The 22,584-nt window shown below is 68.0% G+C and carries 17 protein-coding genes; 7 read left to right on the top strand and 10 right to left on the bottom strand.

Annotated features, from left to right (window positions below):
- Position 1: 1 nt before the first annotated feature.
- From ACIBG5_RS06005 to ACIBG5_RS05985, 5 genes are all read right to left on the bottom strand, one after another.
- A complete protein-coding gene (locus ACIBG5_RS06005) occupies positions 2–832 on the bottom strand; it encodes a carbohydrate ABC transporter permease (protein WP_131357761.1) in 831 nt (276 codons plus the stop codon).
- Positions 829–1,821, bottom strand: a complete 993-nt coding sequence (locus ACIBG5_RS06000) for a carbohydrate ABC transporter permease (RefSeq protein ID WP_396390374.1) — start codon at positions 1,819–1,821, stop codon at positions 829–831. The genes ACIBG5_RS06005 and ACIBG5_RS06000 overlap by 4 nt, the downstream gene beginning before the upstream one ends.
- Positions 1,821–3,302 carry an extracellular solute-binding protein gene (locus ACIBG5_RS05995; protein WP_396390373.1) on the bottom strand — a complete coding sequence of 494 codons (1,482 nt, stop codon included), beginning with the start codon at positions 3,300–3,302 and terminating at the stop codon, positions 1,821–1,823. The genes ACIBG5_RS06000 and ACIBG5_RS05995 overlap by 1 nt, the downstream gene beginning before the upstream one ends.
- 4 nt (positions 3,303–3,306) lie before the next feature.
- Positions 3,307–6,441, bottom strand: coding sequence for an endo-1,4-beta-xylanase (locus ACIBG5_RS05990; RefSeq protein WP_396390372.1), 3,135 nt, complete (start codon positions 6,439–6,441; stop codon positions 3,307–3,309).
- A 210-nt stretch (positions 6,442–6,651) separates the two neighbouring features.
- A complete protein-coding gene (locus ACIBG5_RS05985; RefSeq protein WP_396390371.1) occupies positions 6,652–7,752 on the bottom strand; it encodes a LacI family DNA-binding transcriptional regulator in 1,101 nt (366 codons plus the stop codon).
- A 220-nt stretch (positions 7,753–7,972) separates the two neighbouring features.
- Between ACIBG5_RS05985 and ACIBG5_RS05980 the strand changes: the two genes are divergently transcribed.
- Positions 7,973–9,991, top strand: coding sequence for an MGH1-like glycoside hydrolase domain-containing protein (locus ACIBG5_RS05980; RefSeq protein WP_396390370.1), 2,019 nt, complete (start codon positions 7,973–7,975; stop codon positions 9,989–9,991).
- Here the strand turns inward: ACIBG5_RS05980 and ACIBG5_RS05975 are convergent.
- Positions 9,960–10,604, bottom strand: a complete 645-nt coding sequence (locus ACIBG5_RS05975; RefSeq protein ID WP_396390369.1) for an HAD family hydrolase — start codon at positions 10,602–10,604, stop codon at positions 9,960–9,962. The two genes, ACIBG5_RS05980 and ACIBG5_RS05975, sit on opposite strands and share 32 nt — an antisense overlap.
- Positions 10,604–12,688, bottom strand: coding sequence for a type IIA DNA topoisomerase subunit B (locus ACIBG5_RS05970; protein ID WP_396390368.1), 2,085 nt, complete (start codon positions 12,686–12,688; stop codon positions 10,604–10,606). The genes ACIBG5_RS05975 and ACIBG5_RS05970 overlap by 1 nt, the downstream gene beginning before the upstream one ends.
- A gap of 460 nt (positions 12,689–13,148) precedes the next feature.
- On the opposite strand from ACIBG5_RS05970, the gene ACIBG5_RS05965 reads away from it, so the two are divergent.
- Positions 13,149–13,391, top strand: coding sequence for a hypothetical protein (locus ACIBG5_RS05965; RefSeq protein ID WP_396390367.1), 243 nt, complete (start codon positions 13,149–13,151; stop codon positions 13,389–13,391).
- Between the two features lie 180 nt (positions 13,392–13,571).
- Here the strand turns inward: ACIBG5_RS05965 and ACIBG5_RS05960 are convergent, their stop codons facing one another.
- Positions 13,572–15,047, bottom strand: a complete 1,476-nt coding sequence (locus tag ACIBG5_RS05960) for a PLP-dependent aminotransferase family protein (protein ID WP_396390366.1) — start codon at positions 15,045–15,047, stop codon at positions 13,572–13,574.
- Between the two features lie 88 nt (positions 15,048–15,135).
- On the opposite strand from ACIBG5_RS05960, the gene ACIBG5_RS05955 reads away from it, so the two are divergent.
- Positions 15,136–15,759, top strand: coding sequence for a LysE family translocator (locus tag ACIBG5_RS05955; protein ID WP_396390365.1), 624 nt, complete (start codon positions 15,136–15,138; stop codon positions 15,757–15,759).
- On the opposite strand, the gene ACIBG5_RS05950 is transcribed toward ACIBG5_RS05955, so the two are convergent.
- Positions 15,760–17,751, bottom strand: a complete 1,992-nt coding sequence (locus tag ACIBG5_RS05950; protein WP_396390364.1) for a glycogen debranching N-terminal domain-containing protein — start codon at positions 17,749–17,751, stop codon at positions 15,760–15,762.
- Positions 17,752–17,793: 42 nt separating this feature from the next.
- Here ACIBG5_RS05950 and ACIBG5_RS05945 point away from each other — a divergent pair, with 42 nt between their 5' ends.
- From ACIBG5_RS05945 to ACIBG5_RS05930, 4 genes are all read left to right on the top strand, one after another.
- The gene (locus ACIBG5_RS05945) at positions 17,794–18,279 is read left to right on the top strand and encodes a DUF456 domain-containing protein (protein WP_396390363.1); all 486 of its coding nucleotides are present in this window, start codon (positions 17,794–17,796) and stop codon (positions 18,277–18,279) included.
- Between the two features lie 112 nt (positions 18,280–18,391).
- On the top strand, positions 18,392–18,925 hold the full coding sequence (locus ACIBG5_RS05940) for a hypothetical protein (protein ID WP_396390362.1): 534 nt from the start codon (positions 18,392–18,394) through the stop codon (positions 18,923–18,925).
- Between the two features lie 69 nt (positions 18,926–18,994).
- The gene (locus ACIBG5_RS05935; RefSeq protein WP_360448976.1) at positions 18,995–19,696 is read left to right on the top strand and encodes a response regulator transcription factor; all 702 of its coding nucleotides are present in this window, start codon (positions 18,995–18,997) and stop codon (positions 19,694–19,696) included.
- Complete coding sequence (locus ACIBG5_RS05930) at positions 19,696–21,189, top strand: sensor histidine kinase (protein WP_396390361.1); 1,494 nt, start codon at positions 19,696–19,698, stop codon at positions 21,187–21,189. The genes ACIBG5_RS05935 and ACIBG5_RS05930 overlap by 1 nt, the downstream gene beginning before the upstream one ends.
- Before the next feature lie 458 nt (positions 21,190–21,647).
- Here ACIBG5_RS05930 and ppk2 read toward each other — a convergent pair whose 3' ends face one another.
- Positions 21,648–22,556: a polyphosphate kinase 2 gene (ppk2, locus tag ACIBG5_RS05925; RefSeq protein WP_396390360.1), complete on the bottom strand. Its 909-nt coding sequence runs from the start codon at positions 22,554–22,556 to the stop codon at positions 21,648–21,650.
- Positions 22,557–22,584: the final 28 nt, after the last annotated feature.

The following is a 22,584-nucleotide window of genomic DNA, read 5'->3' as shown; positions in this document are numbered from 1 at the left end:
CCTATTGCTTGACCGCGCCGGCCAGGCCGTTGACGAAGAAGCGTTGCAGGAGCAGGAAGAGCAGGATGATCGGCGCCAGCGTGATCACCGTGCCGGCGCACAGCAACGTCCACTCGGTCGAGTTCTCGCCGATGAACGCGTACATGCCGATCGCCAGCGTCCGCAGCTCCGGCCGCCCGAGAGTGAAGACCAGCGGGATGAAGAAGCTGTTCCAGGCGCTGATCGCGGTGAACAACCCGACCGTGGCCAGCATCGGGCCGGACAGCGGCAGCATGATCCGGGCGAACGTCTGGTGGAAGTTCGCGCCGTCGACCTGGGCCGCGTCCTCCAGCTCACGGTCGATGGCCATGAAGTAGCCCATGAACAGGAACGTGCCGAAAACCACGCCGCCGGACGCCTGCACGATGATCACCGACCACAGGCTGTTCAGCAGGTGCAGCCGCTGCATCAGGTCGAACACCGGAATGATCGTGTAGCCGTGCGGCAGGAACAGCGTCGCCGACACCAGTCCGAGGCAGAAGCCGCGCCCCGGGAAGCGTGTACGGGCAAGTACGTACCCTGCGGTGGAAGTGACTACTAAAGTGACCACTACCGTCCCGAGGGTGATCACCAAAGTGTTCAGGAAGTACCTGCCGAACGACGCCTCGCGCCACGCGTCGAGGTAGTTCGCCCAGAGAAAGTGCGAGGGCATCGGGTTGAGGCCCTCGCTGAAGAAGTCGTCGTCGCCCTTGAGTGAACTGCCCAGCGCCCAGAACAACGGGTACAGCCAGGCCAGACCGCTGACCAGCAAGGCGACATGGGTCATCACCGTGACCACCCGGCGGCGCGTCATGACTTTCCTCCCGTTGCCCGACGCTTCGCCAGTGATCGCAGTACGAGGACTTGTACGACCGAGAACACGATCAGCAGAACGCCGTAGACGAACGACGCGGCGGAGGCCAGACCGATGTCGGGCTGCACCGCGTTCGCATTACTGCCACCGAAGGCCAGGTGGTAGATGTAGGTGTTCACGACCTCGGTGGAGAAGTAGGGCCCACCACTGGTCAGCACCTGGACGAGGTCGAAGATCTGGAAAGTCCCGATGACCGCCAGGATCACGATCACCACGCCGACTGCTCGCAGCATCGGGATCGTGATGTACCGGAACGTCGCCAGCGGCCCGGCGCCGTCCAGCCGGGCCGCCTCGTACAGCTCGTCCGGGATCGTCTGCAGCCCGGCCAGGAAGTACACGAGGTTGTAGCCGAACGTGTGCCAGATCCCGACCAGGATGATGATCGCCAGCGCGAAGTGCGGGTCCCCCAGCCAGTCGACGTGCTGGTCGATCACGTGCAGCTTCAGCAGCAGATCGTTGATCGAGTCGCCGAAGTTCGACACCAGCAACTGGATGACGACACCGATCACCGCCGCCGACGTCACCACCGGCAGGAAGAACAACGTGCGGTAGAACGACGCGAACCGCAGCCGCTTGTTGTTCAGCACCAGCGCGAGCGCCAGGGCCAGGATCAGCTGGATCGGTACGACGAAGGCGGCGTACACGAAGGTGTGGCCGAGTGAGCGCCAGAAGATGTTGTCGTGCACGATCTGCCGGAAGTTGTCCAGCCCGACGAAGTCGGACGGGTCGCCGATCCCGTCCCACTTGTAGAACGTGTACCCGAGCGACGCCACGATCGGGTACACCACGAAGCCGAGCAGCAACACCATCATCGGGGCCAGGTAGACGTACGACCACAGGTACGTCCGGCGTCGCGCCCGCCGCCGTCCGGCCGAGCGGGGCGGCTCGGCCGTGGCGACGTCCTCGCGGACGCTGACGGTGACAACCATCAGGCGCCCGGTTTGGTGGTGTACGGCTTGGTCAGGTCCCAGTCCGGGAAGGCGAAGTCCTTCAGGCTCGCACCGGTGCCGACCTTCTTCACCGCGTCGGACAACGCTTGGTTCATCTTGTCCGTCAGCGACGTCAGCGTGCCCTGGACGTCCTTCAGCTGCCCGGTCCAGATGCCCGACAGGACGTCGTTGATGTCCGGCTTCACCGCGGGCAGCTCGAGGTTGGTCAGCAGCGGGTTGCGGATCGTCGGCTGCGGCCCGACCACGGCGGTCCCGGACATGGCGACGTACTGCGCGAAGGGTGCGAAGGTAACGCCCTTCGGGTCGTTGTTGTCGGCATAGACCGACAGCCCCTGGCCCTGCTCGACCCAGCGCTTGCCGGCGTCCTTGCTGTACAGCCAGTCGAACCACGCCCACGCTTCGTCGGCGTGCTTGGACTTCGACGACACGGCGACGAACTTGCCGCCGGGCGGGCCGTAGAACAGTGCCTTCGGGTCACCGTCCGGCGCGGGCAGGGTGACCAGGCTGTAGTCGGTGAACTTGTGCTCGGTCCACTCCGGCTGGTTCCAGACTCCGCCGATCGTCATCCCGAACCGGCCGCGTTCGAAGAACGCCCGGGCCTGCTCGTCCGAGATGCTCATCGAGTTCGGGTAGAACCAGTTCTTGTTCTTCCACTCCAGCAGCAGGTTGATCACGTCGGCGTAGTTCCGGTCGGTGCCGAACGTCCACTGGCCGACCCGGTAGTCCATCCCGTCGATCCCGCCGACGGCGGCACCGCCCGGCGAGCCGGCGCCGCGGACGAACAGATCGAGCCACCAGGCCAGGGTCGTGTTCGTCGAGTTGCCGAACCCGAACGGCGCGACCTTGCCGCCGCTCTTCGACGCGATCGCCTCGGCCGCGTTCGTCACGTCGTCCCAGGTCTTGGGCAGCTTCACACTGCCGTCGGACTCGGTCAGTCCGGCGTCCTTGAACACCTTGTTGTGGATGTACAGCTGCAGGGACGGCGCCGGTGCCGCGAACGGCGCGGTGTAGATCTTGCCGTCGAACATGTCGACGCCCTCGACGAAGCTGCTCTGCGGGAACCGGGACTGCCAGTCCTTCGTCGCCCACTTGTCCACCGGCAGCAGCCAGTCCTGCGTCACCTGCTGGCTGAGCTGCGGGCTCTTCGGCACCATCAGGATGTCCGGCGGGTTGTTGCTGCGGTAGGCCAGCGAGACCAGGTCGGCGTACTTGTCGCTGACCTGCGTGGTCTTCTTGACCGCGATCCCCGGATGTGCCTGCTGGAACAGCTTGATCTCGTTGTCCACCCACCCGGCCTGGCTGGCGTACCAGTCCCAGTAGGTGATGGTGGCCTGGGCCTTCGAACCGGTGCCGCTGCTGTTGTCGTCCGACGAGCAGCCGGCAAGTGCGCCGGCCGCGCCGGCGCCGGCCACCGCGGCTGCGCCCCGGAGCAGGGTCCGTCGTGAGATGCGGGATGACATTGCATTACCTCCGATGAGTGCTGGCAGCCGCGCCGCACGCCGGAGACGTGGACGAGGCGGTCTGGGTCAGGGGGCCGAGCCGCCAGGTGAGCGGGCTGCCGTCCCAGGTGACCGCGACGCGACGCGGCCGCTGGAAGGGCAGGAACGAGACGGTCTGGCCACGGTCGGACGGGCCGGGGCTGAACGAGTTGTCGCTGCCGACCGGAACCGGGATGTAGTAGTTGTTGGCGTTGCTGTAGCCGAAGTACGCCGTGTAGGTGCTGTCGGCAACGTTGCGTACGACGCAGGCAGCGGTCGGCTGCACCGGGTTGAACGCGGTCTCCGCTGGGCCGGAGGGCGGGTTGGCGACGGTCTTGGCCATCGGTGCGAAGGAGGCGTCGTCGACGAGCAGGTTGCCGGCACCTGTCGTCGTACTGATCCACCACTCGGCCTTGGTCAGCGTCCCGGTCCAGGAGACGTTGGTGTTGGCAGCCGAGATTCGCGTCCACCCGGTCGAGGTGACCGGTGCCGAACCGAGTCGGATGGTCGTCGATCCGGTCGACGTGGTCAGCTTCAGGCTGACCATGGCGGTGTCGGATCCGCTGACCAGCCGGACCCAGGCCGACGAGTCGTAGAGACCACCGTTGGTGACCGGCACGCCTTGTGCCGGGCCGGCCCAGGCCGCTTCACGACCAGTCACCGACAGGTCGCCGCTACCGGAGTGCGGGGTCGTCGACGCGTTCTTGAGGGTGCAAGTGCCGAGGCAGTACCAACCCGTCGTGGCCGACTGGTACTCCAGACTCCCGTTCCCCAGCACCGACGGAGTCGGCAGAGTCGGCGCGATGGCCGGTGGACCCTGAGCGGGTGGCGGGGTGCCGTCCGTCGGCGTGATCGCGAGGTCGTCGAGTGTGCACTGGGCCGAGGTCGGGTTGGGGTTGGACCAGGCGAACACCTGGACCCACTTCGTCCCGGTCGGCGGAGTGAAGGCCGCGAGCTTCTGCGTGTAGGCGCGTTCGTCGGCGTACGTCAGGTCGTACTGGAAGGTCGGCGTACCTGCGCTGGCTCCGCCGCGCACACCGACGTAGCACTGGGTGCCGCCGGCGTTGAGCCTTCCCCACCCTGACAGCAGGTAGCTCGTGCCCGGGGTGAGACCGGTGACGTTCTGCGTCACGCCCGATCCCGGTTCGAGCGACAGGGCGGTGTGTCCACTGTGTGCGTTCGCCGCCGTACCCGGGCCGGTGCCGAGCGAGGTCCAGCCACGGGTGCCGGTCTCGAAGTCACCGTCGCCGATCGGGTTCGGCGTGTCGGTCCGGACTGTCGTGGCGATCCCGTCGGCGATGACCTTCACCGAGGCGCCGGCGCTGGTCGGCATCGCGACCTTCACCTGCTTGGAGATGCCGTTCACGGTGACCGTCACCAGGTAGTCACCGAGGAACCCGCGGGTGCCGAACGTTCCGGCGGCGGTCGTCTGACCGTTCACGCTGGTGTGCCACTGACGCTCGATCAGGTCTTCCCAGACCAGACCGTTCGGCTTGGGTGACCAGTCGTCGTTGTAGAGCGCGACGCGCGGGTTGTAGATGTTCTTCGTCCAGATGCCGAAGTTGCTGATCTGGTTGACGTTCGGGTTCGAGAACATCGCGGTCATGAAGTCGCGGGTGTAGTCCGCCTGCAGTTGCAGGTCGTCGGTGTCCACGTCGAACTCGGTGATGGCGACCTTCACGCCGAGGCCGGCGAACTGGTCCACGATCGTCATCAGGTCGTCCGGCGAGGTCAGCTGCATGCCGTTGAAGTGGCTCTCGAAGCCGACCAGGTCGATCGGCGTACCGGAGGACTTCATCGACTGGACCAGGTCGTAGACGTGGTCGCGGTGCCGCTTCTCCCAGCCGTTGTTCTCGACGATGCCGTAGTCGTTCAGCGCGAGCTCGGCGTTCGGATCGGCCTGGTGGGCCAGCCGGAACCAGGACGCGATCTCGTCCGGCCCGAGGATGTCCTGCACGTTGTGCTCCGAGTACGGCTCGTTCACCACATCCCACTCGTCCACGATCCCGGCCAGGGCCGAGGCTTCGTCGGTGACGTGGGTGTTGATCCGCGCCCGGAGTGCGGCCGGATCGTTCTGCAGGTTGACCAGGTCCGGCGGCATCACGCCCCACGACGGCCAGACCAGGTTGTGACCGCGGATCCGGATCCCGTGCTCCCGCATCCACTGCAGCGCGGGGAGGGTGACGGTCTCCCGTTCGGTCGGGGTCTCCCAATGGTTCCACTTCAGGTTGTTGCCCAGGGCCCCTTGGTTGAAGAGCGTCGACGCCTTGCTCTGGTACTGCTGCAGGTCGTTCCCGCTGATCCCGCCGGACGGATCGCCGATCAGCCGGGCGCCGTCCGATGCGGCACCGAACTTGAAGGCACTCGTCTGCTGCACCGCCGAGACCGTCGCGCCGCTGACCGGATGGCCGGCCGGATCGACGACCGAGACGGCCAGGTTTCCCTTGCGGTACTGGTCGATCCGCGCATTCGCGTCGGCGCGCCAGGCGGCGTTCGCGTCGCGGCCCTCGTAGGTCGCCTGCGGGTAGCCGTCCGGCGTCCCCGGGCCCCAGTCCTGGACCGAGACCCCGGCGATCTGGAACTTCTGAGCGCCGTACCCGAGCCAGAGGTTCAGGTGCGCGGCGGTGGTGGTGCCTGCCGTGTAGGTGACGGCCGCACGGAACGGGAACTCGAATTTCTGCCAGTCCGAGCCGTACAGCATCGCCGCGTTCAGCGACTTCTTGAACGGCGACCCGTCGGTCTCGAACACCAGGTGCGCGTTACCGGTCGTGGCGCCCTGGGTCGGCTCGATCGAGCGTGCCCACAGGGTCGCGACCATCGCGTCTCCCACGGTCACGGTCGCGGCGGTCGGGACTCCGAGCGTGATCTCGTACTCGCCGTCGAGACCCGGGCTCTGCGGTCCGTTCGGGACGGTGATCTCGAGGGCCTTGCTGAAGTTGGGGTTTCCGGTGATCGGGACCTGCTGGGTGGCGTCGGTGGGGAGGCTCTTGAACTCGTTGAAGTTCGCGAGCGGGTCGGTCGGCAGGACCTCGAACGGCGTGGCGTCGGCCTGCGCGACCGGCTGGACGGCCACCGCCGCGACGACGGCCAGGACCACTCCGATGATCACTTTTCTGGACATGCCGATGGTCGGTTTTCTGAACACTCTGGCTCTGGTGAGCGGAAAGGGCCTCATGCTCCGGGTTCCTTCCAGAAGGCGCGCAGCAGCGCCTGACCCGCCGGCCGTCGGCCGGGGTCGGTGTGGTTACTGCCGCGGGTTCTGTGGGTGGGCGGCGCCGGATCAAGCGCCAGCAGTCGTCTGCTCGGTCGGGCGGGACCTCGATCCGGAGGATCAGGCCTTGGTGGTCTGGGATCGTCCGCGCCGGCTGCGGGTGACGGGCACCGGCCCGCAGCTCGCCCGGACGATCAGGCTGGTCGGCATGACGAGACGGGGTAGGTCGGCCGTGGGCTTCTCGCCGGGCGGCTTCGCCTCGGTGCCGGGGTCGTCGTCGTTCGTACCGATCTCGGACAGCAGCAGCTCGGCGGCCCGCTTGCCCATCTCGACGAACGGCTGCTGGATGGTGGTCAGTGGCGGCCGGATCTGTGCCGCCGACTCGATGTCGTCGAACCCGAGTACCGACACGTCCTCCGGCACTCGCAGCCCCGCCTCGGCGGCCGCGGTCATCACGCCGTACGCCGTGACGTCGGACTGCGCGAACACCGCCGTCGGGCGCTGGCCGGCGGGCAGCGCGAACAGCTCGCGGGACCGCGCACGGATCTGCTCGGGCACGAAGTCACCTGGCTTGGTGAGCTCGGGATCGGGCTGGATGCCGGCCTCACGCAGGGCGTCCAGGTACGCGCGGTACCGGTCCTGGCAGCACCGGTAGCGCATCAGGCCTTGCACACAAGCGATTCGCTCGTGACCCAACTGCATCAGGTGGTCCATCGCCGTCCGGGCACCGTCGTAGTTGTCGGCGGTGACCGACGGCAGGGCCACGTCGGCGTCGATGGTGTTCACCAGGACGACGGGCATGCCCTCCTGGTGAAGCTGGACGAGCGGCTCGAGCGGCTGTTCGTGGCTGACCACGAGCAGACCCGAGGACATGCTCGAGGTCAGGACCCGGTCGATCAGCGAACCGTAGTCGCGATCGTTGGTCGCCGTGTACAGGATGATGTCGAACCCGTGCTGCTCGGTCACGGCCGCGACCCCGAGGTTGATCGAGGCAACCATGTGCCAGGACAGGCCGGGCACGACCATGCCGATGAGTCGCGTGCTGCCCTTGGCCAGCGCGGTCGCCGCGAAGCTCGGCACGTAGCGATTCCGGCGCATCACCGCAAGCACGTGCCGCCGGGTCGCCGGGTCCACTTTCGGGCTGTTGTTCAGCACCAGCGAGACGGTGGACTTGGACAGACCGGACAGCGCGGCGATGTCGCGAATCGTCAGCTTCGCCATCCGGCCCCTCCCTTGATCGTGGCCGTTGGACTGGTCCAACGGCTGTGCACCGGAACGTAACAGCGCGCCCGATCCACGTCAACAGGCAGTACGCAATCGGTTTCCGCCCCGAGGCATTGCCCCGTCACCGGTTGTCGTGCCACCATCGAGCCACCGTGTTGGACCGGTCCTACGCAGGCCGGGATCACCTGCCGGGATCGGTCCGGCACGGTCCTCACCCGTGCTCGGCCTAGCGTTGCGCGGTACGCCGATCGCCCTTGCCAGCTCGTTCACCCGTGTCACCGGAAGGCCGCCCATGCCGCCGTACTCGCTCGACGACTTCTCCTTCGACCTGCGCCGCGCCGTACCCCCAGCCGAGATCTGGGTCGGCAGCGGCACCGGGACGGTCACCCAACTGTCTGGCACGGTGTGTGGCGTCGGTGCATGGTTCGCGCCTCCGTACGCCGCCCCGGACAGCCGGCTCACCGTCTCGTTCGAGGTCGACGGGCGATCGATCGTCGACGCCGCCCGGCCTGGTGCGGGCGACCGCGGTCTCCTTCCCACCGGCGGCACCTGGCGGCCTGACCGCCTGACCCGGCGCGGCACCTACCACCACTACGCCGATGGGGAGCTCGTCTCGCTGGCAGTGGAATCCACGCTCACGCCGCGGCATGGCTCCCCCGGCTACGAGCTCGTCCTCACGATCAGCAACCGCACCGGAAACACCCATGAGGTTGTGATCGAGCCGGAGCTGTCACCTACCCGCGCCCGCCAGGTCCCGCTGTCCGACTGGGGTTGGGTGCCTCCCGAGGCCGGCTCCGACGACGCCATCACGTTGACCCATGACGCCCTGACCGCGACCGTCGAGCCCGATGGTTCGGTCACGTTCAATCTCGGCGTCGGGACCACTGATGCGCCGACCACCGATGCCGTTCGCGTTTGGGAGTCCCGAGTTGCGCAGGCGGTCGGCCATCTCCCTACTGTCACCTCGGACATCCCCGGGCTCGAGCAGTACTACCGGCGTTCGCTGGCCAGCGGTCTCGTGTGCTGGTGGGATCACCCGGACTTCGTCACGACGCCGTTCATCGCGACGTCGGGACTCGACGGCGGTGCGTTGTGTGCCTATGCGTGGGACACCGGCGGCTACGCCCCGAACGTCCTCAGCCTGATGCTCGGCGACGACGTACTCGACATCATCGAATCGTTGCTCGAAGCCGACCTCACCGATCGCTACGCCATCGCTCCGGACGGGACCGGACTCGGCGTCGCCTACGCGTACAGCGGCTGGTCACTCGTTGCCCTGGCGCGCGCCGCCGCGGCGGAACGGTCTCTCGACCCGGCCCTCGTCGCCCGGCTGTACGACGTACTGATCACGCTCGACAAGGGGTTCCAGCCCGACGACCAGACCGGCGTACTGCGGGACTACGGCAACCAGAGCAACCTGCTCGAGATGCGGGGATCGGGCTGGGAGCACGTCGTCGCCAGTCCGAACGCCGAGCGGGCTTGGGCGCTCGAAACGCTGGCGGAACTCTCCGACATCACAGGCGCCGCGTTGCCGGCTGATGAGTTGCGGGAGTCCGCGCAACAGATCCGGAGCGAGGTGATCCGGCAACTCTGGGACAGCGAGGCGGGGTGGTTTCGCAGCCGCTACCCCGACGGTCATACCGAACTCGCCTACTCGATCCAGGCCTTCGACGTACTGCGGTCCGGCGCCTGCCCGCCTGATGTCGCCGATGCGCTGGTCAAGCATCTGCGACCCGGTGCGTTCCTCGGTGAGTACGGCGTCAGCAGTGTCAGCGCCGAGGACGAACGCCACTACGAGACCGCCGACATCGACTGGTCGGGCGCCGGCGCGTACACCGGCGAAGGCCCGCAACTCGCCCTCACCCTGTGGGAACAGGGCCGGCCCGAGGTCGCCTGGGATGTCCTGCGCCGGCTGCTCTGGATGGGCGACCACTACCCGTACTTCCCCCAGGACCACTACTGCGAGAAGCCCGGCGCGCCCGCCACCGGCCGCCGCATCAACATCATCGCCGGCCTGGCCGGCGCCGAAGCCATCGTCACCGGCCTCGCCGGCATCCGCCCGCACCCGGACGGCTCACTCCACATCAACCCGAACCCAGTTGCCGCCGGCACCATCGAACTCCGCGGTTTCACCTACCGCGACCACACGATCGACGTCGTGATCTCACCAGACCACACCGAGATTACCGTCGACGGCAGTCCCGTCAGCCCAGGCCAGGTCGTGCCGCCAAGATGATCGCGAACGCCTCAACCACCGACTCGACCTGATGATTCGCCCGCGGCACGTCGAGGGAGTGATGGCTGCCAACCCGGATCGTCCGCAAACCGGCATTGATACCACCCGCAATGTCGTACGCCGGATGATCACCAACCATCCACCCGTCGTCGAGGGACGCCCCCACCTCCTCGGCGGCCACCTCGAAGATCCGCGCATCAGGCTTCCGCACCCTCACCGCTTCCGAGATGCAGCAATGGTCGACCACATCAGCGATCCCGGTGTGCGCAAGCTTCCGACTCTGCTGCACCACCCCACCGTTCGTCACCACAACCACCCGCCACCCCGCCGCGCGCAACGACCCCAACCCCTCGAGCACATTGGGCTCGACCCACGTGAACGACGGATGCTCCCGGTCGTACTCGTCAACCGAGATCGCAACACCGAAGCGTCCCTGGAACCGCTCGAACAACTCCGCACGCGGCGTGAAGCCACCGTTGTCCTGAGCAACCAACCACTCGACCGCGCCACCATCGAGACCGGCACGGCCGACCCACCACCGAGCCCAGGCCAGGAACGCGCCATCCCGATCGATCAGCGTGTTGTCGAGATCGAAGCAGGCCAGCCGAGCCATCAGACGTCGATGCGGTTCTCGTCCAGTTCGTAGGCGCCTTGGACCAGGAACTCCTTGCGGGGCGCCACATCGTTGCCCATCAGAAGGTCGAAGACCTGGGCGGCGGCTTCGCCGTCGTCGACGGTGATGCGGCGCAGGGTGCGGTGGCGCGGGTCCATGGTGGTTTCGGCCAACTGGTCGGCGTCCATCTCACCGAGACCCTTGTAGCGCTGCGGTGGCTCCTTCCACCGGACGCCCTTCTTCATCAGTTCGGCCGTCTTGCGCTGGTACTCCGCGTCGCTGTAGGTGTACAGGAACTTGTCCTGGCCCTTCTTCGGGTTCGTCAGCTCGAACCGGTGCAGCGGCGGTACGGCGGTGTAGACCCGGCCGGCGTCGACCAGCGGTCGCATGTAGCGGAAGAACAGCGTCGCCAGCAGGCAGCGGATGTGGGCGCCGTCGGAATCGGCGTCCGCCATGAAGATGATCTTGCCGTAGCGGACCTGCTCGATGTCGAAGCTGCGGCCCGAGCCGGCGCCGACCACCTGGATGATCGAGGCGCACTCGGTGTTCTTCAGCATGTCGCCGACCGACGCCTTCTGCACGTTCAGGATCTTGCCCCGGATCGGCAGCAGCGCCTGGAACTCCGAGCTGCGCGCGAGCTTCGCCGTACCGAGGGCCGAATCACCCTCGACGATGAACAGCTCGGACCGGTCGACATCGTTGCTGCGGCAGTCGGCCAGCTTCGCCGGCAGCGCCGACGACTCCAGCGCGGTCTTGCGCCGCTGCAGCTCACGATGCTGACGAGCCGCCACGCGCGTCCGGGACGCGGCGACAACTTTCTCCAGCACCGCGCGCGCCTGCGCCTTGTGCTCGCGCTTGTTCGAGGTCAGGAACGACTCCAGCTCGCTCTGCACGACCTTCGCGACGATCCGCGACGCCGCCGGCGTCCCGAGCACCTCCTTGGTCTGCCCGTCGAACTGCGGCTCGGCCAGCCGGACCGTGACCACCGAGGTGAGACCTTCGAGTACGTCGTCCTTGATGATCTCCTCGCCGTTCTTCAGCAGGCGAGTTCCGTCCAGCGCGTTGGTGAAGCTCTTCGACAGTGCCCGCTCGAAGCCGGCCACGTGCGTGCCGCCCTTGGGCGTGGCCACGATGTTCACGAACGAGCGGACCTCGGTCTCGTACCCGTCACCCCAGCGGACCGCGATGTCGACGTCCAGATCCCGCTCGACGTCGGTCGGCGTCATGTGGCCGGCGTCGTCCAGCATCGGGACGGTCTCGGTGAAGTGGCCGGTCCCGGTCAGCCGGACGACCTCGGTCACCTTCTGGTCGGTGGCCAGGAACTCGCAGAACTCGCTGATCCCGCCGTCGTGCTTGAAGTGCTCCTCGGTGACCTCGTCGCCACGCTCGTCCCGGATCACCAGCAGCAGACCCGGCACCAGGAACGACGTCTGCCGCGCCCGGGTGACCAGCTCGTCGTAGTTGAAGCTGGCGTCCCGGGTGAAGATCTGCCGGTCCGCCCAGTAACGGATCCGGGTGCCGGTGACGCCCTTCTTCGCCCGGCCGGCCTTCCGCAGGCCCTTGGCCGGGGTGAAGCCCGCGCTCGCGCCCTCGGTGTCGAACTCACCGGCGACACCGCGCCGGAACGAGGTGGTCCAGACCGTGCCACCACGGTCGACCTCGACGTCCAGCCGCGCGGACAGCGCGTTCACCACCGAGGCGCCGACACCATGCAGACCACCGGAGGCGTTGTACGACCCGCCGCCGAACTTGCCGCCGGCGTGCAGTTTGGTGAACACCACCTCGACACCGCTGAGCTTGGTCTTCGGCTCGATGTCGACCGGGATGCCGCGGGCGCGGTCCTTCACCTCGACCGAGCCGTCCTTGTGCAGGACGACGTCGATGCGGTCGCCGTGGCCGGCCAGGGCCTCGTCGACGGAGTTGTCGATGATCTCCCACAGGCAGTGCATCAGGCCGCGGCTGTCGGTGGACCCGATGTACATGCCTGGCCGCTTCCGGACCGCCTCGAGTCCCTCGAGGACGAGCAGGTTGCGGGCGTTGTACGTCGGGTCGAGTTCGGTACTGCGAGGCGTCGGGGCGGCCACTGGGCTCCTTCACTGGTTCACAAGCCAACTGCGCGCCCGGGGCCGGACCGCCGGTCCGAACGCATGGTCACAGCCTATGCGGACCGACCCCCAAAACCCGGCAGGCGGGGCTGTCCGCGATTACGGCCCGGGTACCGGACATCCGTCACTTGGTCCGCTCCGAACCCGCGGCGTGGCAGCGAGAAAGATGTTTCGGCAGGTATCGATCCGGACTCGATCCGGGAGTGGTATTCGACACTCCGAACATCAGCGCGCTGTGAGCACTTCATGGCGCACAGTGAAAGAAGACACGCCCGGCGCCCGCCGCCACGCGAGAAATCGACGCCATCGGAAACGATTCCTCGTCAAGATGCGTCATAAGGGAACAGGTGGTTCGTCTCACATTCGGACACGTTGCCCCTACTGGGAAGCGATCCGTCTGTCAGGATGTTCCTATCTGGTGAGTACGGAACTAGATGAGATGAGGCCTCAAGTGACTACAGCACTCGCCCCGAGTTCGGCGCTGTCGACCGCGGATCGTTGTGACCGCTGCGGTGCGCAGGCCTACGTCCGTGTCACCCTGACCAGCGGTGGGGAGCTCCTCTTCTGCGCCCACCACGGCCGGGAGCACGCGGAGAAGCTGCGCAACATCGCGATCACCATCCACGACGAGACCGGTCGGCTCGAAGACGCCCCGGCCACCGCCACCGAAGACGAACGGTGATCTCGGCCTCATAAACGCGCCAACGGCGGCGCCAAAGACCTGCAGGACTCGATGGCGGTCCACCCGGAGGGGTGACCGCCATCCTTCTGTGCGGAGAGAAGAACGAGATGTGGGGTTGGTTGATGGCGGTCCACCCGGAGGGGTGACCGCCATCCTTCTGTGTTCGTGCGGCGGACGTCTTCAGACGACGGGTACGCCGGGGCCGGGGCCGTGCCGGCGGAGTTCGTGCCAGGCGGCGGCCAACCGGGACACTGCATCCTCAAGTATCGGCTCTGCGTAAGCGAACGGCACCCGTAGGTAATCGTCGTGCTCTCCCGTTGGATCCATCGCACGCCCGGCGACCACCTCGACACCATGCCGCAACGCCACCTGCGCATAGACCCGCGCATCCGTCTCCGGCAGCCGGATCCACAACGCCGACCCACCTTCGGGCTCCGACCATTCCCATTCGGGCAAACGCTCGATCAACAACTGACCCATCAGCTTCTTCCGCGCCGTCGAGACCCGCGCCCGCGCCGACGTCACCTCCGTCAGCCGCGGCAGCAACCGCGCCGTGAGCGCCTGATCGATCACGGGACTCCCCAGATCCGCCAGCGCCTTGTGCCGTGCCAGCCGCTCAGCCAGCGGTCGCGACGCGCGGATCCAGCCGATCCGCAACCCGCCCCACACCGCCTTCGACACCGACCCGATGGTGAGCACCTCACACCCGTCCGGCGCATACGCGGCCAGCGGCGGCGGAATCGCCGGCCCGGACGGATCCCACGCCGAGTACGCGTTGTCCTCCACGACCACCACGCCATGCTTCGCGGCGATCTCGGCAACCTGCCGACGCCGGTTCGCGGACATCAGCCGACCGGTCGGATTGTGGAACGTCGGCATCACGAACAACATGGCCGGCTGATGCTCGGCGAACGCGGCCGTCAGCAGATCCGGCCGGATGCCGGCATCGTCCAGCGGTACGCCGACCACCCGCCCACCAGCCGCGCCGAACAGATCGAAACACCCCGGCCAACTGGGCTGCTCGATGACGACCGCTGCGCCGCTCCGCAGGTACATCTGCGTGACCAGCGCGATCGCCTGATGCGCCCCGGTGGTGACCACGATCTCGTCGGGCGAAGTCGGCAGTCCGGACTCAGAAAAGTGATCAGCGATCCGCTCACGCAACACCGCCAGACCCCGCGGGTGGTACCCGACGTCGTCGAGCAGTGCGGGCAGGTCCCCAGTCGCCAGGTCGATCAGTTCGTCCGCGAGTTCCGGCAGTCCCGGGTCGACGGCGTACGTGAGGGAGATGACCTCGCCCGGACCGACCGCGATCCGGTGGAACAGCGAGTCGCCGTACCCGGCCGGCATTCGCTTGTCCGCTCGTGAACGACCACGTCCCGCGGCCCGGGCGACCGTCGTACCGCTCCCCCGGCGGCTCTCCACGAGCCCGCGGGCGCGCAGTTCGTCGTACGCCGCGACGACGGTGGAGCGACTGATCGCGAGAGCCTCGGCGAGCCGGCGTTCGGCCGGGAGGCGCGCGCCGACCGGGAGCTCGGTCGATCCGATCAACGCCGCGATGGCATCGGCCAGCCGCCGATACAGGCCACCTGCCTGACCGGTCAGCCGACTGCCGATCAGGTCGGCCAGGACAGCCGGGTCTCCAGAACGGTCCACTTCTCCCCCTATTGGCTCGGGTGGACTGGTTCCCGCGCCGCCAGGCTAGACGTAGAAGGCAGTCCAGTTCGAGTGGGAGGCAGGGATCATGGGGATCGGTCAATTGCTGGGATTCGCCGGCGCGACGGTGGTGCTGGTCGGAATGCCAGGACCGAACAACCTCTACATCTCGCTCCGCAGCCTGACCCAGGGCCGCCGGGCCGGCGTTGTGTCCGCACTCGCGATCGAGACCGGCACGCTGGTCTACATCGTGGTTGCGGCCCTCGGTCTGGCGACCCTCGTGAAGGCGTCGCCGACGTTGTTCACCGCGATCACTCTGACCGGTGCGCTCTACCTCGCCTTCCTCGGCGTGAAGATGCTGCAGGCTCCGACGGCGGAGCCGTACGGCGGCGTTCCGCCCGCACCGCTCGGCCGGATCTTCCGCGACGGCATCGTGGTGAACCTGCTGAATCCGAAGGCCGCGCTGTTCTTCCTCGCCTTCCTCCCGCAGTTCACGACGCGCGACGCCGGACCCGGTCAGCTCCGCACCGAGATGCTGCTGCTCGGCGCTGGCGCGATGCTGATCGGTCTGTCCCTGGACCTGTGTTACGCCGTCGGCGCTGACGCGATCGGCCGCCGGGTCCGCTCAGCCCGGACGACGAGCGCCTGGCGCAACCGGCTCGTCGCCGCCGTCTACCTCGTCCTGGCGACAGCCGCCGTACTCACTGTCTGATCAGTGCTGGAGATTCTTCGGGGCTTCCAGCACTGTGAGCTTCCCGGCCTCCAGACGCACCGACAGGACCTCGCCGCCGAGCCGCAGACCGCTGACCTCCAGGCGCTCCCACGGCAGATCCTCGGCCGGGTTCACGACCAGCCGGCCACCGGGAACGTCGGGCTCGATCCCGAGCGCGGCCACCACCACCGCGATCGCCGAGGCAGCCGCCCAGGCCTGTGGCCGACAGGACGCCGGGTACGGCGTCGGCGTCCGCTCCGCGGTTCTCCCCCGCCCGCCGAACAGCTCCGGCAGTCGGTACCCGAAGGCCTCCGCGGCGCGGATCAGTCCGTCCACGTACGACGAAGCCAGCGCCGCGTGACCGGTGGCGTACAGGCCCTGGACCGTCATCGCGGTGTCGTGCGGCCAGACGCTGCCAGTGTGGTAGCCGAGCGGATTGAACCGGGTCATTGCCGTGGACAACGTTCGCAGACCGAACCCACTGTCCAGGTCGTCGCCGGCCAGGACCTCCGCGACGGTCTGCTCCTCGTCGGCGTCCAGCAGTCCGGTCCCGAGCAAGTGCCCCATGTTCGACGCCCGGCCCGCCACTGCGTTCTTGGCACCGTCGAGTGCGATGGCCGGATAGCCGTCGACCCAGAACGCGCTGCGGAACCGCTCCTGCATCGCGGTCGCCCACAGCCGCCACTCGTCGCCGGACTCACCGTGCGCCTCCAGCAATTCGGCGCCCTGGACAGCCGCCGCGTAGGCGTAGCCCTGCACCTCGCACAGCGCGATCGGTGCCGTGGCCAGGGTGCCGTCCGGCCACTGGACGGCGTCGCCGGAGTCCTTCCATCCCTGGTTGGCCAGTCCGTGTCCCGACTCGTCGATGTACTCGAGGAAGCCGTCGCCGTCGGGGTCGGCGTACTCCTTGATCCAGGTCAGGGCGCGGACGAGGTTCGGCAGCAACTCCCGCACCTCGTCGGCGGGCATGCCCCAGCGCCACGCCTTGTGCAGCGTCGTGATCCACAGCTGCGTCGCGTCGTGCGTTCCGTAGTACACAGGCGGCAGGACCAGACCGCCACCGTGGTCGGCATCTTCGACCCTGAGCTCGTGCGGGATCTTGCCCGGTTGCTCTGCCGTGTCCGGGTCGACCTTGGTGCCCTGCTTGGCCGCAAGCGCACGCAGCGTTCCGGCGGCGAGTTCGGGATCGACCGGGATCAGCATGCCGGACGCGATCAGCGAGTCGCGGCCGAAGAGCGTCAGGAACCACGGAGGTCCGGCGCCGAGATACCGGTCGTCGCCGGCTGCGAGCTGCAGCGCCCGCACATCCTCGAGCGACCGCTCAACCCAGCGCTCGACCCTCTTGTCATCGCAGTCGACGTCGAGCCCGTACTCCGGCGTCGCCGGCGGCGGGTCGATGCTGAACCCGGTGGTCGACGGCGGGAACTCGGCGGTCACGCGAACCGTGAGGGTGAACTCCTCCCCCGGTTCGAGCCGCGGCGTCGCACTGACACCGGGATCGAGGCTCGCGCTCACCCGGGTGCCCGCGCTCTCCCAGTGCAGGACGGTCTCTGCGTCGCGCTCGGGCGTCAGGTCGGGCAGCTCGTCCGCCGTACTGTTGCGGACCGCGGCCATCGGGGCCAGATCGGTGCCCAGGGCAACATCAAGCCGGCACTCGATCGCCGCGCGCGAGCTGTTCACCAGCGTGATCCGCTCAGTCATGCCGTGGCGGTCGACGTCGCGGGTCCGGTACAGCATCACGGTCGGGTCGTGCCGGGTGTCGCCGACGCCCTCGACCTGGGCGACGTACTGGTGGGATGCCGCGCCTCGTTCGTCGGCGTGCACCGGGAGCGGCTCGCGGCCGTTGATCGTGACGACCGACCGGGACAGGATCCGGCGGTCCTGGGCGTACACGCCCTCCACACCGTTGCTCCCGGTCAACTGACCGGAACGCGGCGAGAGGACCACCCACGGAGCAGCGAGCGCGGTGACCAGTTCGTGCAGCTGGGACATACCTCCACCCTAAGGGCCCGGTTTTGCGGCACAGTTGCCCCCGTGGACACTCTTGGCACGTTCTTGATCGGGCTGGTGATCTTCGTCGGCATTCTGGGGATCGTGATCCCGGTGCTGCCGGGCGCCATCCTCAGCCTGGCGGCGATCCTGGTCTGGGCACTGGTGGAGAAGGGCCCGACGGCCTGGATCGTGCTGTCCGCGGCGGTCGTCCTGATCGGGGCCAGCCAGGTGGTCAAGTACGTCGTACCGGAGCGGCACCTGCGTGAGTCCGGCGTTCCCCGGCGATCGATGGTCGTCGGAGTCCTGCTCGGCATCGTCGGCTTCTTCCTGATTCCCGTGGTCGGCATGTTCGTCGGCTTCCCCCTCGGCGTCTATCTGTCCGAGTGGCAGCGGTTGAAGGCGCACGCGCACGCCTGGACGTCGACCAAGCACGCGCTCCGGGCGACCGGGTTGTCGATCCTGATCGAGCTCATCGGTACGTCGCTCGCCGCCGCCGTCTGGCTCGCCGCGGTGCTGTTCCTGGCCTGATTGCCAGGGTTTTCCAAGGTCCACCGGAGCCTCGTCTCAGGTCCGTGCGGCAGCGTGGGGAGTACCAGTGCCGGTGATTCGGCCGGCACGCAGTACGGAAGGCAGTAGACGCATGGCGACGTTGCAGAAGCTCTCGGACAAGCGCTGGCGGATCGCCGGCACAGTCGCCGCCGTCGCGGCGACCACAACCGCGGGTGGTGTTGCCTGGGCAGCGACCAACGCCGACCCGACGCCGTCCCCCTCGCCCTCCGCCTCCCCCTCGGCCCCGTCGAACCAGCCTGGCCCGGGCAAGGGCCTCGGCCACCGCGGCGAGTTCGGAATGGGCGGCGCGCTGCACGGCGAGTTCGTGGTGCCGAAGGACGGCGGCGGCTACCAGACCGTGGCGACCCAGCGTGGTGAGGTGACCGCGGTCAGCAAGGACTCGATGACGGTGAAGAGCGAAGACGGTTACAGCCGGACCTACACCCTTACCGAGGACACCCTCGTGAACGCCGCCCGGGACGGGATCGACGATGTCAAGGTCGGCAATACCGTCCAGGTGACCGCAGTGGTCGCGGACGGTAAGGCCACCGCGAGCTCGGTCAACGACGGCACCGTCCGGCAGGCGGCCGGCGAGAAGTGGGGCTTCAAGCGCGGGCCTCGCTGACCAGAGACTCACAGCTGATTGCCAGGAACCTTCCAGGGTTCCCACGGGTGCCGGCGGCAGACTGGGGACATGAGTCCGCATCTGCTGGTGGTCGACGACGAGCCGAACATCGTCGAGCTGCTGTCCGCGAGCCTGCGTTTCGCCGGGTACGACGTGACCACGGCGACCCATGGCGCCGAGGCGCTGCGCAAGGCGCGCGAGGTGGAGCCCGACCTCGTCGTCCTCGACGTGATGATGCCTGGACTGGACGGCTTCGAGGTGGTCCGCCGGCTGCGCGGTGAGGACCGGCATGTGCCGGTGCTCTTCCTCACCGCGCGCGACGCGGTCGAGGACAAGGTGCTCGGCCTGCACACCGGCGGCGACGACTACGTGACCAAGCCGTTCAGCCTGGACGAGCTCGTCGCCCGGGTCCGGGCGCTGCTGCGCCGATCCGGCCACCGCGAGCAGGCCACGCCGGATGCCGCCGTACTGAAGTATGCAGATCTCGAGCTGAACGAGGACAGCTACGAGGTCTTCAAAGCCGGTGAGGCGGTCCAGCTGTCGCTGACCGAGTTCAAGCTCCTGCGCTGCCTGCTGGAGAACGCCGAACGGGTGATGTCGAAGGGCCAGATCCTGTCCGCGGTCTGGAACTACGACTTCGCCGGCGACGCGGGCGTGGTCGAGTCGTACATGTCGTACCTGCGCCGTAAGGTCGACACCGGCGACCAGAAGCTGCTCCACACCGTCCGCGGGGTCGGCTATGTCCTGCGCACCCCACGAGGCCCCAACTGATGCAGCTGAACCACCGGCGCTTCACCGACCGGTACCCGCTCCGCGTCACCATCGTCGTCGTCCTGCTGACGTTGGTGGCGCTCGCACTTGTCGCCTCGGGTGTATTGGCGACCACGATCATGCGCGGGTACCTGGTCGACCGGGTCGACGAGCAACTGCAGCAGGCCTCGATGCCCCTGCAACGCAACCCGTTGGACCGGCCGATGGGGCCTGGCGACGGCCGGCGGCGGCCGCTACCGAGTGTCTTCGTGGTGCAGTTCAACGACTCCGAGGGCCAGGCCAGCGGTGGACCGTTCCGCGCCCAGTTGGTCGAGGGCGAGGCGCCGCTGCCAGACCTGCCCACGCTCAACCTCAACCAGGTCCGGGCGCTCGACGGGCACCCGTTCAACGTCGACGCGGTGTCGGGTGGTGCATCCTGGCGCGTGCTCGCCGTACCGCTGTCCGACGGCAGCGGTTCGGTCATGGTCGCGCAGAGCCTGCACGATATGAGCCGCACGTTGCAACGGCTGGTCGGGGTCCAGGCCGCGGCCGGCGTCATCCTGCTCGTGCTGCTGGCCGGCGTCGGGACCTTCGTCGTACGGCGAAGTCTTCGCGGACTGGAGGACGTCGAGAACACCGCTGTCGCGATCGCCGGCGGTGATCTGAGCCGGCGCGTACCGCAACGGGATCCACGGACCGAGGTCGGGCGGCTGTCGCTCGCGCTGAACCAGATGCTCGGACAGATCGAGACAGCCTTCGCGCAACGCACTGCGTCGGAGTTCGCCGCTCGCCGATCCGAGGACGTGGCCCGCAGATCGGAGGAGGCGGCGAGGCAGTCGGAGGAGCGGATGCGGCGGTTCGTCGCGGACGCGTCGCACGAGCTGCGTACGCCGTTGACGTCCATCCGGGGCTTTGCCGAACTGACCCGCCAGCGCGGGGACAGCGGCGACGCCGACACGATGCGCCGGATCGAGGACGAGGCGAAGCGGATGGGCCTGCTCGTCGACGACCTGCTGCTGCTGGCCCGCCTCGACCAGCAGCGACCGTTGCGGATGGAGCCAGTCGATCTGCTGCCGATCGCCGCCGACGCGCTGCACAACGCGCAGGCGGTGCAGCCCGAGCGGAACATCTCGCTGAAGATCCTGCCGGAATCGGAAGCGCCCGTGGTCGAAGGCGACGAGACCCGGCTCCGTCAGGTGCTCGGCAACCTGATCAGCAACGCGCTCCACCACACGCCGACGGACGCCCCGATCCTGGTCTCGGTCGGGACGCGCGACGGCGAGGCCGTGCTCGAGGTGAGCGACTCAGGTCCCGGGCTGACCGACGACCAGAAGGCGCGCGTCTTCGAACGCTTCTACCGCGCCGACTCCGCCCGGACCCGCTCAACCGGCGGCTCCGGCCTCGGCCTGTCAATCGTGGCTGCGTTGGTCGCCGCCCACCACGGCCGAGTCACCGTCACCGACACCACCCCCCACGGCGCCACCTTCACCGTCCACCTGCCCCTCAACCCCTAACCCCGCCCGCTGCGGCGCGGTCGGGGCGGCGCGGTCAGGGCGGCGCGGTCGGGGCGGCGCGGTCGGGGCGGCGCGGTCGGGGTCGGGTCCGCGGACATCTTGTGGTGACCGAGGACAGGTTATTTCATGTCCGCAGTCCCCAGATCCTGTCCCCGGTCCCCGGTCCCCGGTCCTGTTCCCGGTCCCCAGATCCTGTTCCCGGTCCCCAGATCCTGTCCGCGCTCCCCAGATCCTGTCCGCGGTCCCCAGGCCCGCCCACGCCGGGGGCGCGCCCACCCGGGCGTCCCCGATCCAGCCCGCCGTCCCCGGTCCAGCCCGCCGTCCCCGATCCCCAGCCCCGCCGTCCCCGGTTCCAGTCCCGGCCTCCCCGTTTGCCTGGCTGACCCACCGGCGGGTGGGTTGGCGAGCGGTGTGCGCCTGGCCAACCCACCGTCTGGTGGGTCAGCCCATCAGACGGGTCAGAGGACGGGGAAGGCGCGGGTGGCGGATTCGCCGTGTTCGAGGACCTCGGCGGCTGGGCCGAGGATCTTCGGGTCCGGGCGGCCGACGAGTTCGACGTCCTTGTCGGCGTAGTCGTACAAGCTCAGCACGTGCCGCATGGCCTCGAGCCGGGCGCGCTTCTTGTCGTTGCTCTTGACCACGGTCCACGGCGCGTGGTCGGTGTCGGTGTAGTGGAACATCGCTTCCTTGGCCTCGGTGTAGGCGCCCCACTTGTCCAGCGACGCGAGGTCGGTCGGCGAGAGCTTCCACTGCCGGACCGGGTCGATCTGGCGGATCGTGAACCGGGTCTGCTGTTCGGCCTGCGACACCGAGAACCACAGCTTCACCAGCAGGATGCCCGAGCGGACCAGCATCCGCTCGAACTCCGGCGCCTGCCGCATGAACTCCTCGTACTCGTCCTGCGCGCAGAACCCCATCACTCGCTCGACGCACGCGCGGTTGTACCAGGACCGGTCGAACAGCACCATCTCGCCGGCCGACGGGAGATGCTCGACGTACCGCTGGAAGTACCACTGGGTCTTCTCGCGCTCGGTCGGCTTCTCCAGGGCCACGATCCGTGCGCCGCGCGGGTTCAGGTGCTCCATGAACCGCTTGATCGTGCCGCCCTTGCCGGCCGCGTCGCGTCCCTCGAACACGATCACCAGCTTCTGGTGCGACCGCTTCACCCAGTACTGCAGCTTGAGCAGCTCGATCTGCAGCAGCCGCTTGTCCCGGTCGTAGACCTCGCGCGCGAGCCGTTCGCCGTACGGGTAACCCTCGCGCCAGGTGTCGACCGGCGTACCGTCCGCGCGCAACAGCACCGGGTCGTCGTCCTCCTCGTCGAGGACACGGAAGCCGAGCTCGTTGACCAGGTTCAGGGTGCTCATGAACACCAAGGTTCGGGTCTTCTGATGA

The sequence above is a fragment of the Kribbella sp. NPDC050241 genome, from assembly GCF_044459685.1.
GTDB lineage: Bacteria > Actinomycetota > Actinomycetes > Propionibacteriales > Kribbellaceae > Kribbella.
Note: the sequence above shows the minus strand (reverse complement) of the source record. Positions and strands in the feature narration are given on the sequence as shown.

Bases quoted from the DNA above. Each gene is read 5' to 3' on its own strand.
- ACIBG5_RS05995 (WP_396390373.1), bottom strand. From the start codon at position 3,302: ATGTCATCCCGCATCTCACGACGGACCCTGCTCCGGGGCGCAGCCGCG.
- ACIBG5_RS05940 (WP_396390362.1), top strand. From the start codon at position 18,392: ATGGCGACGTTGCAGAAGCTCTCGGACAAGCGCTGGCGGATCGCCGGC.
- ACIBG5_RS06005 (WP_131357761.1), bottom strand. From the start codon at position 832: ATGACGCGCCGCCGGGTGGTCACGGTGATGACCCATGTCGCCTTGCTG.
- ACIBG5_RS05990 (WP_396390372.1), bottom strand. From the start codon at position 6,441: ATGTCCAGAAAAGTGATCATCGGAGTGGTCCTGGCCGTCGTCGCGGCG.
- ACIBG5_RS06000 (WP_396390374.1), bottom strand. From the start codon at position 1,821: ATGGTTGTCACCGTCAGCGTCCGCGAGGACGTCGCCACGGCCGAGCCG.
- ACIBG5_RS05955 (WP_396390365.1), top strand. From the start codon at position 15,136: ATGGGGATCGGTCAATTGCTGGGATTCGCCGGCGCGACGGTGGTGCTG.
- ACIBG5_RS05975 (WP_396390369.1), bottom strand. From the start codon at position 10,604: ATGGCTCGGCTGGCCTGCTTCGATCTCGACAACACGCTGATCGATCGG.
- ACIBG5_RS05930 (WP_396390361.1), top strand. From the start codon at position 19,696: ATGCAGCTGAACCACCGGCGCTTCACCGACCGGTACCCGCTCCGCGTC.
- ACIBG5_RS05950 (WP_396390364.1), bottom strand. From the start codon at position 17,751: ATGTCCCAGCTGCACGAACTGGTCACCGCGCTCGCTGCTCCGTGGGTG.
- ppk2 (WP_396390360.1), bottom strand. From the start codon at position 22,556: ATGAGCACCCTGAACCTGGTCAACGAGCTCGGCTTCCGTGTCCTCGAC.
- ACIBG5_RS05965 (WP_396390367.1), top strand. From the start codon at position 13,149: ATGAGGCCTCAAGTGACTACAGCACTCGCCCCGAGTTCGGCGCTGTCG.
- ACIBG5_RS05985 (WP_396390371.1), bottom strand. From the start codon at position 7,752: ATGGCGAAGCTGACGATTCGCGACATCGCCGCGCTGTCCGGTCTGTCC.
- ACIBG5_RS05935 (WP_360448976.1), top strand. From the start codon at position 18,995: ATGAGTCCGCATCTGCTGGTGGTCGACGACGAGCCGAACATCGTCGAG.